11 protein-coding genes are annotated in these 14,479 nt (G+C 70.8%); 6 read left to right on the top strand and 5 right to left on the bottom strand.

Going from position 1 to position 14,479, the window contains the following annotated elements; genetic code table 11:
* The first annotated feature begins 10 nt into the window (after positions 1–10).
* Positions 11–370, top strand: a complete 360-nt coding sequence (locus ACTJKJ_RS12960) for a DUF962 domain-containing protein (protein WP_147242535.1) — start codon at positions 11–13, stop codon at positions 368–370.
* A 61-nt stretch (positions 371–431) separates the two neighbouring features.
* On the opposite strand, the gene ACTJKJ_RS12955 is transcribed toward ACTJKJ_RS12960, so the two are convergent.
* The 3 genes from ACTJKJ_RS12955 to kbl are packed head-to-tail and all read right to left on the bottom strand — an operon-like array spanning position 432 to position 3,422.
* Entirely contained in the window at positions 432–1,163 is a 732-nt protein-coding gene (locus ACTJKJ_RS12955; protein WP_440820704.1) for a hypothetical protein, read from the bottom strand.
* Positions 1,164–1,205: 42 nt separating this feature from the next.
* Positions 1,206–2,183 carry an NAD-dependent epimerase/dehydratase family protein gene (locus tag ACTJKJ_RS12950; RefSeq protein ID WP_440820703.1) on the bottom strand — a complete coding sequence of 326 codons (978 nt, stop codon included), beginning with the start codon at positions 2,181–2,183 and terminating at the stop codon, positions 1,206–1,208.
* 21 nt (positions 2,184–2,204) lie between these two features.
* Positions 2,205–3,422 carry a glycine C-acetyltransferase gene (gene kbl / locus ACTJKJ_RS12945; RefSeq protein ID WP_091724806.1) on the bottom strand — a complete coding sequence of 406 codons (1,218 nt, stop codon included), beginning with the start codon at positions 3,420–3,422 and terminating at the stop codon, positions 2,205–2,207.
* A gap of 130 nt (positions 3,423–3,552) precedes the next feature.
* On the opposite strand from kbl, the gene ACTJKJ_RS12940 reads away from it, so the two are divergent.
* Positions 3,553–4,131 carry a helix-turn-helix domain-containing protein gene (locus tag ACTJKJ_RS12940; RefSeq protein WP_091724807.1) on the top strand — a complete coding sequence of 193 codons (579 nt, stop codon included), beginning with the start codon at positions 3,553–3,555 and terminating at the stop codon, positions 4,129–4,131.
* A gap of 110 nt (positions 4,132–4,241) precedes the next feature.
* The gene (locus tag ACTJKJ_RS12935) at positions 4,242–4,562 is read left to right on the top strand and encodes a hypothetical protein (protein WP_091724808.1); all 321 of its coding nucleotides are present in this window, start codon (positions 4,242–4,244) and stop codon (positions 4,560–4,562) included.
* Here ACTJKJ_RS12935 and ACTJKJ_RS12930 read toward each other — a convergent pair.
* Positions 4,546–5,820 (bottom strand): YihY family inner membrane protein, encoded by a 1,275-nt coding sequence (locus ACTJKJ_RS12930; RefSeq protein WP_343603011.1) that lies wholly within the window; start codon positions 5,818–5,820, stop codon positions 4,546–4,548. The genes ACTJKJ_RS12935 and ACTJKJ_RS12930 overlap by 17 nt on opposite strands.
* Before the next feature lie 57 nt (positions 5,821–5,877).
* Here ACTJKJ_RS12930 and ACTJKJ_RS12925 point away from each other — a divergent pair, with 57 nt between their 5' ends.
* The 3 genes from ACTJKJ_RS12925 to ACTJKJ_RS12915 all read left to right on the top strand — a co-directional run bounded on the left by ACTJKJ_RS12925 (position 5,878) and on the right by ACTJKJ_RS12915 (position 11,229).
* Complete coding sequence (locus ACTJKJ_RS12925) at positions 5,878–6,330, top strand: DUF2069 domain-containing protein (protein ID WP_440820702.1); 453 nt, start codon at positions 5,878–5,880, stop codon at positions 6,328–6,330.
* Positions 6,327–7,739: an FAD-binding oxidoreductase gene (locus ACTJKJ_RS12920; RefSeq protein ID WP_440820701.1), complete on the top strand. Its 1,413-nt coding sequence runs from the start codon at positions 6,327–6,329 to the stop codon at positions 7,737–7,739. Before ACTJKJ_RS12925 ends, ACTJKJ_RS12920 begins: the two co-directional genes overlap by 4 nt.
* A gap of 190 nt (positions 7,740–7,929) precedes the next feature.
* Positions 7,930–11,229 (top strand): sensor histidine kinase, encoded by a 3,300-nt coding sequence (locus tag ACTJKJ_RS12915; RefSeq protein ID WP_440820700.1) that lies wholly within the window; start codon positions 7,930–7,932, stop codon positions 11,227–11,229.
* A gap of 15 nt (positions 11,230–11,244) precedes the next feature.
* Here ACTJKJ_RS12915 and ACTJKJ_RS12910 read toward each other — a convergent pair whose 3' ends face one another.
* The gene (locus ACTJKJ_RS12910) at positions 11,245–14,478 is read right to left on the bottom strand and encodes an efflux RND transporter permease subunit (protein ID WP_440820699.1); all 3,234 of its coding nucleotides are present in this window, start codon (positions 14,476–14,478) and stop codon (positions 11,245–11,247) included.
* Between the last annotated feature and the right edge of the window lies 1 nt (position 14,479).

Genomic DNA, 14,479 nt, shown 5'->3' with positions numbered 1-14,479 from the left:
GGAGACGCCCATGAGCACCAGCCCCCTGCCCCACGCGCCGCGCGACTCGGACGCCGGCGCGGACCGCGTGAAGGCGATGCGCAGCTTCGCCGAGTTCTATCCCTTCTACTTGGGCGAGCATCGCAACCGCACCTGCCGCCGACTGCACTTCGTCGGCTCGACGCTGGGGCTGGCCTTCCTGGCCTACGCGCTCGCGACGCAGCGCTGGGGCTTCATCCTGATCGGGCTGCTGTGCGGCTACGCCTTCGCCTGGGTGGGGCACTTCGGCTTCGAGAAGAACAAGCCCGCCTCGTTCAAGCGCCCGCTCTACAGCTTCATGGGCGACTGGGTCATGTACAAGGACATCTGGACCGGGAAGATCCGGTTCTGAGCGTCCCCGTGGGAGGGGATTGGGTCGATGCCGACATCGCACCCGCGCTGCCAGCCGCCGGTCAGGACTTGCCCGATTCAGGCAGCAAGGCCTTGGCCGCCTCGATCCGCATCGCCATCGGCAACGTCGCGTCGTTCATGACGTGCAGCAGGAAGGTGCGGGGGTCGGTGAAGTTCGTCGGGATGGCTGACGGAACGGCAGGCGTCGACGTCACCCGCGGCGCTTCCGGCATCGCCTCGCCGGTCGACGCGCGGTCCACGCGCCCGTCGGAGCGCGCGCCGTCCTGCTGGCCGCGCGGCGCGAGGGTCGCCAGCGCCGCCTCCCACGCCTGCGGTGTGATCGACTTCAAGGACTTCAGCAGATCCGCCTGGCCTTCGGCGCCGGGCGGGATGTCCAGCCATGTCGCCTCGACGAACACCGGCGCGAGATCCGGTGCGACGAACGCCGACCATTGCCCTTCCCGGACTTCGGCCGGCATCACCGGCGGCTCCGTCAGGCAGTGAATGCGCGGGCCCGCGATGCCGGCCAGGTATCGGAACTTCAGGCCATCGAAGAAGGCGGCGGCCGCCTCCGGCGAGCATCCGCGCTCCAGCGAAAACCACAGCTGATAGCTGTTCTCGCCCGCGATGGCGATGCCCGGCGCGGGCAGCGCCAGGTCGAGCTGCACGCCGCGCCACACGTTGGCAAGCAACTCCCAGTCCGACGGGCGCCCCACGTCGAGCACGAGCGCGCGCGAGGCACCATCTGGGCCGGCGGCGTAGAGGCGTTGGAATTCAGCGGCGAGTCGGGTCACGGTGTGTTCAGGGCAACGAAGACAGCTCGTGACTCTACGTCCTCAGGCCTGCGCCGCCTGGGCGGCCGCGGCACCCTGCTCGGCCTGCGCCTTCAGCGAGGCCAGCATGTCGTCGGCCATCGCGTCCAGGTCGTAGCCCAGCTTCCAGCCCCAGTCGCGCTGCGCGACGCTGTCATCGATGGACTGCGGCCAGCTCGCGGCGATGTTCTGGCGGAAGTCCGGCGCGTAGTCGATCGTGAAGCCCGCGATGCGACGGCGGATCGACGCGGCGATCTGCTCCGGCGTGAAGCTCACGCCCGCCAGGTTGTAGCTGCCCCACTCGGTGATGCGCTCCGCCGGTGCCTCCATCAGCTCGATCGTCGCGCGCAGCGCATCCGGCATGTACATCATCGGCAGCGCCTGGTCCTCCTTCAGGAAGCAGGTGTAGCGGCCGTGCTTGAGCGCCTCGTGGAAGATCTCCACCGCGTAGTCGGTCGTGCCGCCGCCCGGGGGCGTCTTCCAGCTGATCAGGCCGGGATAGCGCAGGCTGCGCACGTCGACGCCGTGATTGGCGTGGTACCAGCGGCACCAGCCCTCGCCGGCCAGCTTGGAGATGCCGTAGATCGTCGTCGGATCCATCACCGTCGTCTGCGGCGTGGCCTGCTTGGGCGTCTGCGGTCCGAAGGCGGCGATGGAGCTCGGCCAGAACACGCGCTCCAGCTTCGCCGTGCGCGCCAGCTCCAGCACGTTCAGAAGGCCCTTCATGTTCAGGTCCCAGGCCCACATCGGATGCTTCTCGCCCGTGGCGGACAGCGCCGCGGCCAGGTGATAGATCTGCGTGATGCCGTGCCGCTTGACCACCGCCGCCAGCGCCGCCGCGTCGGTGACGTCCAGCATCTCGTGGGTCAGTTGCGGCACGCGGCCCTGCGGCGCCACGTCGCTGGTGATGACATTGGCGTTGCCATGGCGCTTGGCCAGCTCCACCGCCAATTCGGAACCGATCTGGCCGTTCGCGCCGATCAACAGGATCTTGGTCGTCATGGGGATCTTCTTCTCAGCGCCTTACTTCACCAGTCCCAGCTCGCGGCCCGCCTGCGCGAACGCGGCGACGGCCCGCTCCAGGTGCTCGCGTTCGTGCACCGCCGAGATCTGCACCCGCACCCGGGCCTGCTCCTTGGGCACCACCGGATAGAAGAAACCGACCGCGTACACGCCCAGCTCCAGCAGCCGCGCGCTGAGCTGCTGCGCCTTGACCGCGTCGAACAGCATCACCGGCACGATCGGATGGGTGCCCGGCTTGATCTGGAAACCCGCCTGCTGGATGGCCTCGCGGAAGAAGGCGGTGTTGGCCTCGAGCTTGTCGCGCAGCGCGGTGCTCCCTTCCAGCAGGTCCAGCACGGCGATGGACGCGCCGACGATGCTCGGCGCCACCGTGTTGGAGAACAGGTAGGGCCGCGAGCGCTGGCGCAGCAGCTCGATCACTTCCTTGCGCCCCGTCGTGAAGCCGCCCGACGCCCCGCCCAGCGCCTTGCCCAGCGTGCCGGTGATGATGTCGACCTTGCCGAACACGCCGCGGTACTCGTGGGTGCCGCGGCCGGTCTTGCCCATGAAGCCGCTGGCGTGGCATTCGTCGATCGCCAGCAGCGCGCCGAAGCGGTCGGTGATCTCGCGCATCTTGTCCAGCTGCGCGATCGTGCCGTCCATCGAGAACACGCCGTCGGTGAAGACCATCACGTGACGCGCGCCGGCGGCGCGGGCCGCGGTCAGCTGCGCCTCCAGGTCGGCCATGTCGTTGTGCTTGTAGCGGAAGCGCTTGGCCTTGCACAGGCGGATGCCGTCGATGATGGAGGCGTGGTTCAGCTCGTCGCTGATGATCGCGTCCTGCTCGCCCAGCAGCGGCTCGAACAGCCCGCCGTTGGCGTCGAAGGCGGCGGCGTAGAGGATGGTGTCCTCGGTCCCGAGGAAACGCGCCAGGCGCTGCTCGAGTTCCTTGTGGATGTCCTGCGTGCCACAGATGAAGCGCACCGACGACAGGCCGTAGCCATGGGTGCGCAGCGCCTCGTGGGCGGCCTCCACCACCTTCGGATGCGAGGACAGCCCCAGGTAGTTGTTGGCGCACAGGTTGAGGACCTCGCGCCCGTCACGCGTCTTGACGACGGCGCCCTGCGGGCTGGTGATGATGCGTTCGCTCTTGAAGAGGCCGGCGTCGCGGATGCCCTGCAGCTCGTTCTGCAGGTGGCGATAGAAGTCGTCGGTGGACGGGGAGGCGATGTTGGTCATGCGGTGCTCCTGCGGCACAATCCGTTAAATCGAACGCGTTCGTTATATCGAACAGCCGTGCAGTATCAAGGAAGAGCGGAGGCCGGTCAAGGCGCCTTCTTCCACCCCGGAACGCCCTCGCCCGCCTCAGATGTCCGCCAATCCTTCCGAAAAACTGGAACCTCCCCGCGTGGGCGCGACGCTGCAGGCGCTGCGGCAAGCCCAGGGCCTGTCGCTGGACGAGCTGTCGCGGCGGGCGGGCGTCTCCAAGTCGATGCTCTCGCAGATCGAGCGCAACCAGGCCAATCCCACGGTGGCCGTGGTGTGGCGGCTTGCCAATGCGCTGCGGGTGGAGTTGTCTGAGCTGCTGGGCGGCGAGCGGCCCGCCGCCCCGCCGATCGAGGTGGTCGCCTCGCATGCGACGCCGGCGCTGTCGAGCCCGGACGGTCTGTGCCGACTGCGCATCCTCGGCCCCATCGACCTGGCCGGCAACTTCGAGTGGTACGAGCTGACGGTGCAGCCCGGCGGCGCGCTCGAGTCCGCCGCGCACGAGCCCGGCTCGCGCGAGCACCTGAGCGTGCTGGCCGGTGAACTCGAGGTCACGGCCGGCGGCAGCCGCCAGCTCGTCAAGAGCGGCGAGACCGCGCGCTACGCCGTGGACGGCGCGCACGCGATCCGCAACCTGTCGAAGAAGGCGGCGACGGCGCTGCTCGTGGTGCTGCACGCCTGACCGCGGCGAACGCCCCGGATCACCTCCTGTTACTTGACCCGCGCGTCGTCGTCGAGACAATTGCCCGATTCGCGGAGGCGAGGGAGCGTATTGCAGTCAAGGCAGTCCACATGCAGCAACGCTCGTTTTCAGAGAAGCATCCCCACATCCCCACCCCGACCCAGCCGGCCACTGTCGACACCGAAACCCAGGCGAAGCAGCTCCAGCTGCTCGACGGTTCGGCGCGCCTGCGCGTGGCCGAGCAGCGCGCCCGCGAGCACCGCGCGCAACCGCTGATCGACAAGGCCGCGCTGCCGCTGGGCGCGACGCCCAAGTACGGCATGAAGCCCACCGGCGCCACGCGGCCCAAGCCGCCCTACCGGCGGGCGGTCTATTCGATCGTGGCCCTGCTGGCGGTGATCGGCGGCGCGGCCGTCACGCTGTGGCGCTAGCCACCGGCGCCGGCCGCTCGATCAGCGCGCCCAGCGTGGCGCGCCCCCAGCCGGCCTGCTCCCACAGCGCCGCCAGCCCCGGCTGGCGCTCGGCCAGCAGCGCGCGCACCAGCGGCTCGGCGCTCGTCGAGGCCGGCTCGCACAGCAGCACCACGCGCTGGGCGCCCTCCTCCTCCAGGCGGCCGACCCAGTCCAGCTTCTGCAGCTGCTGGAGCACCGGCTCGAGCTGCAGCGGATCGACGCTCATGCGCTGCGACATCGCCAGCATCGACAGCCCCGACTCTCCGCCCGCGCGCGCGGCCTCGAGCTCGCGCACCACGTCCAGCGCCAGCGCCATCTGCATGCCGGGCCGGTTGCGGCGCACGCTGACGCCGCCGGCCAGCGCCGGCGCATTGGCCGCCAGGATCGCGCCGAGCAGCACGATCGACCAGCCGACGTAGATCCAGATCAGGAAGATCGGCACCGCCGCGAAGGCGCCGTAGAGCGTCGAATAGGTCGGCACCTGCTTCACGTACCAGGCCAGCGCCTGCTTGGCCAGGTGGAAGGCGACCGCGACGAAGGCCGCTCCGGTCAGCGCGTGGCGCCAGCGCACGTCGGTGTTGGGCACGTAATGGAAGAGCGCCGCGATCGCGCCCCACAGCACCACCAGGTCCACGCTGTTGAGCAGGACCACCAGGCCGCGCGGCATGTTGTCGACCAGGTCCCGGCTGTAGGTGATGAGCACGCTGGTGACGGTCAGGCTGCCGCCCAGCAGCAGCGGGCCCAGCGTCATCGCCGCCCAGTACACCAGCACCCGCTGCGCGATCGGACGCGGCCGCTGCACGCGCCAGATCTGGTTGAGCGTGCGGTCGATCGTCAGCATCAGCGACAGCGCCGTCACCGCCAGCACGATCAGGCCGACCACGCCCAGCCGGTTGGCCTTGGCCGCGAACTGCGTCAGCGACATCAGCACCGGGCGCGCGATGTTGTCGGGGATCAGCGACTTGAGGAAGTATTTCTCCAGCGCCGACTGGAAGCTGGAGAACATCGGGAACGCGGTGAACAGCGCCAGCGCCACGGTCAGCAGGGGCACGAGCGAGATCAGCGTGGTGAAGGTCAGGCTGCCGGCGGTCAGGCCCAGGCGCTCCTCCCGGAAGCGCTGCACGAACAGGCGCAGCGTGCGTGCGTAAGGCCAGGTCAACAGCTCGCGCGCGAGCTCGCGGATGCCCTCGCGCCAGCTCTGCGGCGGCGCCTGATCACTGCTAGGTTCCCTCAACATGCTGGCTATGATGCCAGCCATGTCAACCCTCGCCGCCGCCCCGCGGATCGCCTCGCGATGACACCGACCGCGCCGCCCGCGACCGCGACGACCTCGACGACCGCCCGCCCCCCGACCGCCCGCACCGAGCCGACCGCGCGCGAGCGCGGCAGCCGCCAGGTCGCGTTCCTCGCCACGCTGGCGCTGGCGCTGGTCTGCCTGGCCTGGGAACTGTGGCTCGCGCCGACCGGCCGCGGCACGCTGGCGATCAAGGCCCTGCCGCTGCTGCTGCCGCTGCCCGGCCTGTGGCGCTACCGGCTCTACACCTACCGCTGGGTCAGCCTGATGATCTGGCTCTACATGACCGAGGGCCTGGTGCGCGGCACCTCCGAGGGCGGCGCCGGCATGGCGCTGGCGTGGATCGAGGTCGCCCTGTCGCTGACGATCTTCATCGCCTGCGCGGCGCAGATCCGCCTGCGGCTGGCGCAGGCCCGCGCGGCCGAGGCCGGATCGACGGGAGACCCCGCATGAGCGCCGCGCTGATCGATGCCCTGCGCGCCTGCCTGGGCCAGGCGCACGTGCTGCTGCCCGGCGAGCACGACCTCTCCGGCTACGAGCGCGACTGGCGCAAGCGCTACGCGGGCCGCGCGCTGGCGGTCGTGCGGCCGGCCGACACCGCGCAGGTCGCGGCCATCGTCTCGCTGGCGCGCGAGCACGGCGTGCCGCTGGTCCCGCAAGGCGGCAACACCGGGCTGGTGGGGGGCGGCGTGCCGGACGACTCCGGCACGCAACTGCTGCTGAGCCTGCAGCGGCTCAACCGCGTGCGCCAGATCGATCCCGCCAACCTGACGATGACCGTCGACGCCGGCTGCGTGCTGCAGCAGGTGCAGCAGGCGGCGCGCGACGCCGGCTTGCTCTTCCCGCTGAGCCTGGCCGCCGAAGGCAGCTGCACCATCGGCGGCAACCTGGCGACCAACGCCGGCGGCACCCAGGTGCTGCGTTACGGCAACGCGCGCGAGCTGTGCCTGGGCCTGGAGGTGGTGACCGCGGACGGGACCGTCTGGGACGGGCTGTCCGGCCTGCGCAAGGACAACACCGGCTACGACCTGCGCGACCTCTTCATCGGTTCGGAAGGCACGCTGGGCGTGATCACGGCCGCGACGCTGAAGCTGCATCCGTTGCCGCTGGCGCGGATGACGGCGCTGGCCGCCTGCGACACGCTGCGCGACGCGGTCGCGCTGCTGGGCCTGGCGCAGGCGCGCTGCGGCGCGGCGCTGACCGGCTTCGAGGTGATGAACGCGCTGTCGCTGGCCCTGGTGGGCAAGCATTTCCCGCAGCTGGTGCAGCCGCTGGGCCCGCGGCCGTGGACGGTGCTGCTGGAGCTGTCGGACAGCGAGGGCGAGACCCATGCCCGCGCGCAGTTCGAGGCCCTGCTCGAGGACGCGCTGGAGCGCGGCGTCATCGACGACGCGGCGGTGGCCGAGACGCTGGCGCAGAGCCATGCGATGTGGCACCTGCGCGAGTCCATTCCGCTGGCGCAGAGCGAGGAAGGCCTGAACATCAAGCACGACATCGCGCTGCCGGTGTCGCGCATCCCCGATTTCGTCGAAGGCTGCGACCGCTTGCTGGCCGAGCGCTTCCCCGGCTCGCGGCTGGTGGACTTCGGCCATCTGGGCGACGGCAACCTGCACTACAACGTCCAGGCGCCGGAGGGCGTCGCGCCCGCGGACTTCCTGCGCACGCACGAAGCGGCGGTCAACGCGCTGGTCTACGACCAGGTGGCCGCGCACGGCGGATCGATCTCGGCCGAGCACGGCATCGGCCAGCTCAAACGCGAGGAGCTGGCGCAGCGCAAGAGCCCGGTGGCCCTGCAGCTGATGCGCCAGATCAAGCAGGCGCTGGATCCGCGCGGGCTGCTGAACCCCGGCCGGGTGGTCTGAAGGCGCGCGGCGCTTCCACCGGGCGCTTCTCCCGAGCGCTTTCCCCCGGGCGCTTTCGGCGAGCGCTTTCCTTTAGAGAGGCCAGTCACCGGCGCTTGCACGGATCGTGCTGGCCGCGCGGGCACAATCCTCGCGCTTGCGCGTGCCTTCCCGTCTCTCCGTCTCGATGTCCGTCCCGAACCCGCCCTTGATGCCATCGCCGCGCCCGCGTGGCTCGCTGTCCGCCGCGCGCGTCTGCCGGCCACACGCCATCGCGCTGGCCCTGGCTCTGGCCCTCATACTGTCCGGCCCGGCCGCGCATGCGCAGTCCTCGACGCCTTCCGAGCAGCCCCTGGCCCATCTGCAGCACACGAGCTGGGGCCTGAAGGACGGCATGCCGGGGCCGGTGATGGCGATCGCGCAGACGAGCGACGGCTACCTCTGGCTGGGCACCGGCAACGGCCTGTTCCGCTTCGACGGCCTGCGCTTCGAGCGCTTCGACACGATCGCCGGCGAGCAGTTGCCCAGCCGGCAGGTGCTGTCGCTCTTCGCGACCGCCGACAACGGCCTGTGGGTGGGCCTGCTCGAGGGCGGCCTCGCGCTCGTCCGCCGGGGGCGCATCGTCCAGGTCGAGCCGGCGACCGGCCATTTCGTCACCTCCACCCGCGCCTTCGCGGCCGAGCGCGACGGCACGCTCTGGGTCGCCACCGGCCGCTCGCTGCTCAAGCGCCAGGGCGCTGGCTGGGTCGCGATGGACCCGGGCTCCGGCTTCGATGATGGCAACGGACAGGCGCCGATCGCGCTGTCGGTGGCGGTCGACGCGGCCGGCAACATCTGGTGCGTCACCGATCGCACCGTCTTCGTCCGGCCCGCGGGCGGCGCCCGCTTCGTCGCGTCCGAGGTGCCGTCGCTGGGCCAGACCCAGCTGGTCATCGGGCCCGACGGCCGCGCCTGGGCCAACGACATCTCGCCCGCCGTGCGCGGTTTCTTCCGCCTGCCCCTGCCGGGTGAAGGCGCCGGCGTCGGCTCCGGCGCCATGAGCGGAGCGAGCACAACGAGCAGAGCAAACGCCCCGACCGGAGCGGGCGCGACGAGCGTAGCCAGCGCCTCGACCGGAGCGAGCGGCATCAAACCCGGAGCGGACAGCGCCAAGGCCGGCCCGATCGCCGACCGGATCGGGACGGTCGCCGCGCCGGTGCCGGTGCCTCGCAGCTTCTTCGTGCCGACCTTCGATCGCGCGGGCCAGCTGTGGTATGGCGCGAAGGACGGGCTCAACCGGATCGATCCCGCGGCCGACGCCGCGTCCCAGTTCCTCGGCACCGACAAGGGCTTGTCCGGCCCGCTGGTGATGCGTGTCTTCCAGGACCGGGACGGTGCGATCTGGGTCGGCACCAACGGCGGGCTGGACCGCTTCCGCGGCGCGGCGGTCGATCGCGTGGAGTTGCCCAACCGCGGCGCCAGCATCGCGATGGCGGTCGACGGATCCGGCGGGCTGCTGGTCGCCGCCGGCGATTCGATCCAGCGCCTCGCGCCCGGCGAGACCACGCCCCGCACCGTGCCCACCGACCCGGGCATGACCACCTTCACGTCGGTCTTCGTCGACAGCCGCCAGCGGCTCTGGGCCGGCGGTCGCACCGGCTTGTGGACGCAGGAGGACGGCCGCTTCGTGCCCGTCCCCACGCCCGACGGCGAGCCCTGGCGGGCCGCCGTGTTCGAGATCACCGAGGACGCCACCGGCGCGCTGTGGTTCAACGGCCACCGCTACGGGCTGATGCGTTACGCCGACGGCAAGACCACGCGCCTGTCCGGCTCGGGCGTCTTCCCGCGCAAGGGCCCCGACGCGATCGCCAGCGACGCGCAGGGCCGGGTCTGGATCGGCTACTCCGACGGCACGCTGCTGCGTCACGAAGCCGGCCAGACCACCCGCCTCACCGCCGCCGACGGCCTGGCGATCGGCGCGATCAAGGTCATCGCGCGCCAGGGCGCGCACCTGTGGGTCGGCGGCGAACGCGGCGTGCAACTGCTTTCCGAGCCCGGTATGCCCCGGCTGCGGCTGGCCGACGCGGATGCGCTCGAGGGCGTGTCGGGCCTCGTCGAGACGCCGGAGGGCGAGCTCTGGATCAACGGCGCGAACGGCATCACGCGACTGCGCGCCGATGAGGTCCGCCGCGCGCTCGCCAGCACCACCGAGGCGGCGCAGCGCCCGGCGGGCCGCCGCTTCGACCTGCTCGACGGCCTGACCGGTCGCGCCGAACAGTCCTGGCCGCTGCGCACCGCGGCCCGCACGCCGGACGGGCTGCTGTGGTTCTCGCTGAGCAACGGCGTCATGCGCGTCGATCCGCGGCGCCTGCCCGAGGGCGAGGCCGCGCCCCCGGCGGTGGACATCCACCAGCTGTCCGTGCATGGCGAGCCCGTCGCGGCCGGCCTGGATGGCGCAGACGGCGCAAACCGGGTTCTGCGCCTGGCCCCCGGCACCCGCGACCTGGAGATCTCGTACACCGCGATCAGCCTGGCCCAGCCCGAGCGCACCCGATTCCGCTACCGGCTGATCGGCCAGGACCGCGACTGGCAGGACGCGGGCGCGCGGCGCCGCGCCTTCTATACCAACCTCGGCCCGGGCACCTACGAGTTCCGCGTCGAGGCGTCCCAGGACCGCGGTCCCTGGAGCGCCACGCCGGCGGCGCTGCGCTTCGAGATCGCGCCAACGCTGACGCAGCACGCGGGCTTCCGGGTCGCGGCGATCGCCATCGGCATCGCGCTCCTGGCCGGCCTGGCCGCGCTGCGCGCCCGCCAGCGCCGCGCCCATGAGCAGGACCGCCTCGCCGCCCGCATCCAGGAGCGCGAGCGCATCGCGCGCGACCTGCACGACACGCTGCTGCAGGGCGTCTACGGCCTGATCCTGCGCTTCGAGGCGATCGCGCGCCGGCTGCCCGGCACCGAACGCGCCGCGATGGAGCGCGTGCTGGTCGATGCGGACGCGCTGCTGGTCGAAGGCCGCGACCGCGTCACCGACCTGCGCCTGCCGCCGCCCGACCTCAACCGGCTGGAGCAGACGCTCGAGGCGCTGGGGCGCGAGCTCTCCCACACCCACGGCGCGGACTTCGTGCTGACCGTCGAGGGCACGCCGCGCCCGCTGGCGCCGGCGCTGGCGGCATCGATCTGCCTGATCGCGCGCGAAGCGATCTTCAACGCCTTCCAGCATGCGCAGGCCGGGCGCATCGAGGTCGCGCTCCGTTATGGCGACGGCGGCTTCACGCTGTTCGTCCGCGACGACGGCGTCGGCGTGCCGGACGAGGTGAAAGCCCGCGGCGGCCGCCCCGGCCACTGGGGCCTGTCGGGCATGCGCGAACGCGCGGAGCTCGCGGGCGTCGCCTACCGGCTGGACTCGCAGGCCGGCATCGGCACGCAGGTCGAGTTGCACGCTCCCGCCGCGCGCGCCTACGAAGGCGCCAGCGACGCCGGGCCGGCGGTCTCCCGCGGCCCATGGTGGCGCCGCGTTCGACGCGGTTGACGCGGCTGACGCGGATCAGTCGTCAGCGCCCACCGGCACCGCGTCGGCGCGCGGCGCCGGCTTCACGCGCCGGTAGAGCCACTCCAGGACCCAGAACACGAACAGCACCCAGGTCAGGAAGGCCAGTCCGACCAGCAGCGTCTGGAAGATGCTGATCGCCCAGGCACCAGCGGCGCTGAAGCGCTCGACGCGGCGCGGGAAGCGCTCGATCAGGCGATCGAAGAAGAGCTGGATGCTGTCGTAGAAGCACGGGACCATCAGCAGCGTCAGGAAGGTCGAGGTGATGGTGCCGCCGATGATGGCCACGGCCATCGGACGGTAGAACTCGCCGCCCTCGCCCACGCCGACCGCCACCGGCAGCATGCCGGCCACCAGCGCGAAGGTGGTCATCAGGATGGGCCGGAAGCGCTTGCGGCCCGCATGCATCAGCGCTTCCTCGCGCGGCACGCCGGCGGCCTCCTCCTGGCGCGCCGCGTCCAGCAGCAGGATGGCGTTCTTCGCCACCAGGCCGGCCAGCATGATGATGCCGATGAAGCTCATCAGGTTCAGCGTGCCCTTGGTCAGCAGCAGCGCCACCACCACGCCGATCAACGACAGCTTGAGCGAATACATCACCCCGATCGGCGCCGAGAAGCTGCCGAACTGCATCACCAGGATCAGGTACATCAGCCCGATGCCGGAGAACAGCGCGATGAACATGGCGCCGAAGACCTCTTCCTGGTCCTTGGACGCGCCGGCCAGCTCGATGCCGTACCCCTGCGGAAAGTTGATGGAGCGCGCCAGCTTGACCGCGTCCTTGGTCACCTCGCCGGGCGAGCGGCCATGCGCGTTGGCCGACACCGCGATCATCCGCTTGCCGTCCGAGTGCTGGATCTTGGCCGGGCCCTTGCCCATCGACACCGTCGCGATCTGCTCCAGCGGCACCATCACGCCGGCACCGCTCACCGCGATCGGCAGGCGCTCGATGTTGCTCGCGTCGACGCGGTCCTCCGGCGCCAGGCGCACCGCCACGTCGCGGGTCTCGCCGCTGGGGTCGACCCAGTCGCCGACCTCCACGCCGGCGAAGGCCACGCGCAGCGCATTGGCCGCGTCGCCGACGGAGATGCCCAGCGAGTTGGCCAACCCGCGGTTCATCTCGATCTGCAGCTCGTCCTGCGGATCCTGCTCCGACAGGCCGACGTCGACCGCGCCCGGCACGTTGCGCAGCTTGGCCATGTACTCGGTGGTGATCTCCATCAGCTTGCGCGACTCCGCGCCGTGGAAGCGGATCTGCACCGGCTTCTGCGCGCCGTTGTTCAGGTCGTCCAGCACCACGTACTCGGCGCCGACCAGGCGGGCCACGCGGGTGCGCAGGTCCGCCGCGATCTCGGCGGCGCTGCGCTTGCGCTCGGTGCTCTTGCCCAGGTCCACGTAGATGCGACCGCCGCTGACGTTGACGTACTCGTTGGTCGCCTTGGTCTCGGGCAGCTGGCGCGCCAGCGCGGAGCCGGCGGCCATCTTCAGCCGCGCGTATTCCAGGCTGGAGCTCGCGGGCGTGCGGACCTCGATGGCGATGGTGCCGGAGTCCGAGGCCGGCAGGAAACTCGAGCCGCCCAGCGTCGACTGCAGCACGATCGCCAGCACGAAGCTCGCCGCCGCGAAGAAGGCCATCCAGCGGCGGTGGTGCAGCGCCCACTCGATGACCAGGCCGTAGCGGTCGGCCTGGTGGTCGAACCAGTCATTGAAGCGCTGCAGCAGCCGCGACACGCCGGTCTTCTTCGCATGGTGGTAGCCGGGCGGGTCGCCCCAGTAGGCCGACAGCATCGGGTCCAGGGTGAAGGAGATGAACAGCGACACCAGCACCGAGGCCACCACGGTCAGGCCGAAGGGCCGGAACCATTCGCCGGACACGCCCGGCATGAAGGCCACCGGGATGAACACGGCCACGATGGAGAAGGTGGTCGCCGCGACGGCCATGCCGATCTCGGCCGTGCCCTTGAGCGCCGCGGTGCGGCGGTCGGCGCCGCGTTCCATGTGGCGCACGATGTTCTCGCGTACCACGATGGCGTCGTCGATCAGCACGCCGATGGCCAGCGACAGGCCCAGCAGGCTCATGAAGTTCAGCGTGAAGCCGCACAGCCAGACCGCGATGAAGGCCGCGATCACCGAGGTGGGCAGCGACAGCGCGGTGATCAGCGTCGAGCGCCACGAGTTGAGGAACACGTAGACCACGAACACCGTCAGGCCGGCGCCGAAGACCAGCGCGTGGATCACGTTGTTCAGGCTGTCCTGCGCGTCGCGGCCGCCGTCCTGCGTCACCTCCAGCTTCGTGCCCTTGGGCAGCGTGGCGTTGATCTCCTCGACCAGCTTGCGGGTGGCGTCGGCCACCGTCACCGTCGACGCGTCGCGCGAGCGGGTAACCGACAGGCCCACGTTCGGATGACCGTTGCGCACCGAGAAGCCGGTCTGCTCAGCGAAGCCGTCCTGCACCGTCGCGACCTGACCCAGGCGGATCAGCTCGCCGCCGGAGCGCTTGACCACGATCTGGTTGAAGTCGCTCGGCGATTCGATGCGGCCCAGCAGCCGGATCGACTGGTCCTCCATCAGCCCGCGCACCTTGCCCACCGGCGCGGTGGTGTTCTGCATCTTCAGCGCGTTGACGACCTCGGTCACCGAGACATTGAACTCGCGCAGCTTCTGCGCGCTCAGCAGCACCGACAGTTCCCGGTTCAGCGAGCCGTTGACGGTCACCGTGGCCACGCCGGAGATGGCGCGGAAGCGATCGGCGAGCTGGTCCTCGGCCAGGCGGGAGATCTCCGCGTGGGTCTGCGAGCTCGACGACAACGCCAGCTGCATGATCGGCTGCGCCGACGGATCGATGCGCTGCAGCACCGGCTCGCGCATCTCCAGCGGCAGCTTGTGCCGGACCGCGGCGATCGCGTTGCGGACCTCATCGGCCGCCTCGATCATGTTCTTGTTGAAGTTGAAGATCAGCAGCAGCTGCGCGTAGCCCTCGCTCGCGGTCGAGCGCACCTCGGTCACGCCCGAGATGCTGTTCAGCGACTTCTCGATGCGGTTGATGATCTCGCGCTCGGCGGTCTCGGGCGAGGCGCCCGGGTAGGTGATGCCCACGACCATCAACGGCTGCTCGACGTCGGGGATCTGGTTGACGCGCAGCTTGGACAGCGCCAGCAGGCCCAGCGCCATCAGCCCGATGATGATCACCACCATCGAGATCGGCTTCTTGACCGAGAAATTGGACAGGAACATG

The organism is Roseateles sp. 22389 (genome assembly GCF_052044995.1).
Lineage (GTDB): Bacteria > Pseudomonadota > Gammaproteobacteria > Burkholderiales > Burkholderiaceae_C > Roseateles.
The sequence above is the reverse complement of the archived record's forward strand: the minus strand, read 5'-3'. Positions and strand labels throughout refer to the sequence as shown.

Excerpts from the sequence above, each read along its gene's own strand:
- ACTJKJ_RS12960 (WP_147242535.1), top strand. The coding sequence starts at position 11 with ATGAGCACCAGCCCCCTGCCCCACGCGCCGCGCGACTCGGACGCCGGC.
- ACTJKJ_RS12950 (WP_440820703.1), bottom strand. The coding sequence starts at position 2,183 with ATGACGACCAAGATCCTGTTGATCGGCGCGAACGGCCAGATCGGTTCC.
- kbl (WP_091724806.1), bottom strand. The coding sequence starts at position 3,422 with ATGACCAACATCGCCTCCCCGTCCACCGACGACTTCTATCGCCACCTG.
- ACTJKJ_RS12940 (WP_091724807.1), top strand. The coding sequence starts at position 3,553 with ATGTCCGCCAATCCTTCCGAAAAACTGGAACCTCCCCGCGTGGGCGCG.
- ACTJKJ_RS12935 (WP_091724808.1), top strand. The coding sequence starts at position 4,242 with ATGCAGCAACGCTCGTTTTCAGAGAAGCATCCCCACATCCCCACCCCG.
- ACTJKJ_RS12930 (WP_343603011.1), bottom strand. The coding sequence starts at position 5,820 with ATGTTGAGGGAACCTAGCAGTGATCAGGCGCCGCCGCAGAGCTGGCGC.
- ACTJKJ_RS12925 (WP_440820702.1), top strand. The coding sequence starts at position 5,878 with ATGACACCGACCGCGCCGCCCGCGACCGCGACGACCTCGACGACCGCC.
- ACTJKJ_RS12920 (WP_440820701.1), top strand. The coding sequence starts at position 6,327 with ATGAGCGCCGCGCTGATCGATGCCCTGCGCGCCTGCCTGGGCCAGGCG.
- ACTJKJ_RS12915 (WP_440820700.1), top strand. The coding sequence starts at position 7,930 with ATGCCATCGCCGCGCCCGCGTGGCTCGCTGTCCGCCGCGCGCGTCTGC.
- ACTJKJ_RS12910 (WP_440820699.1), bottom strand. The coding sequence starts at position 14,478 with ATGTTCCTGTCCAATTTCTCGGTCAAGAAGCCGATCTCGATGGTGGTG.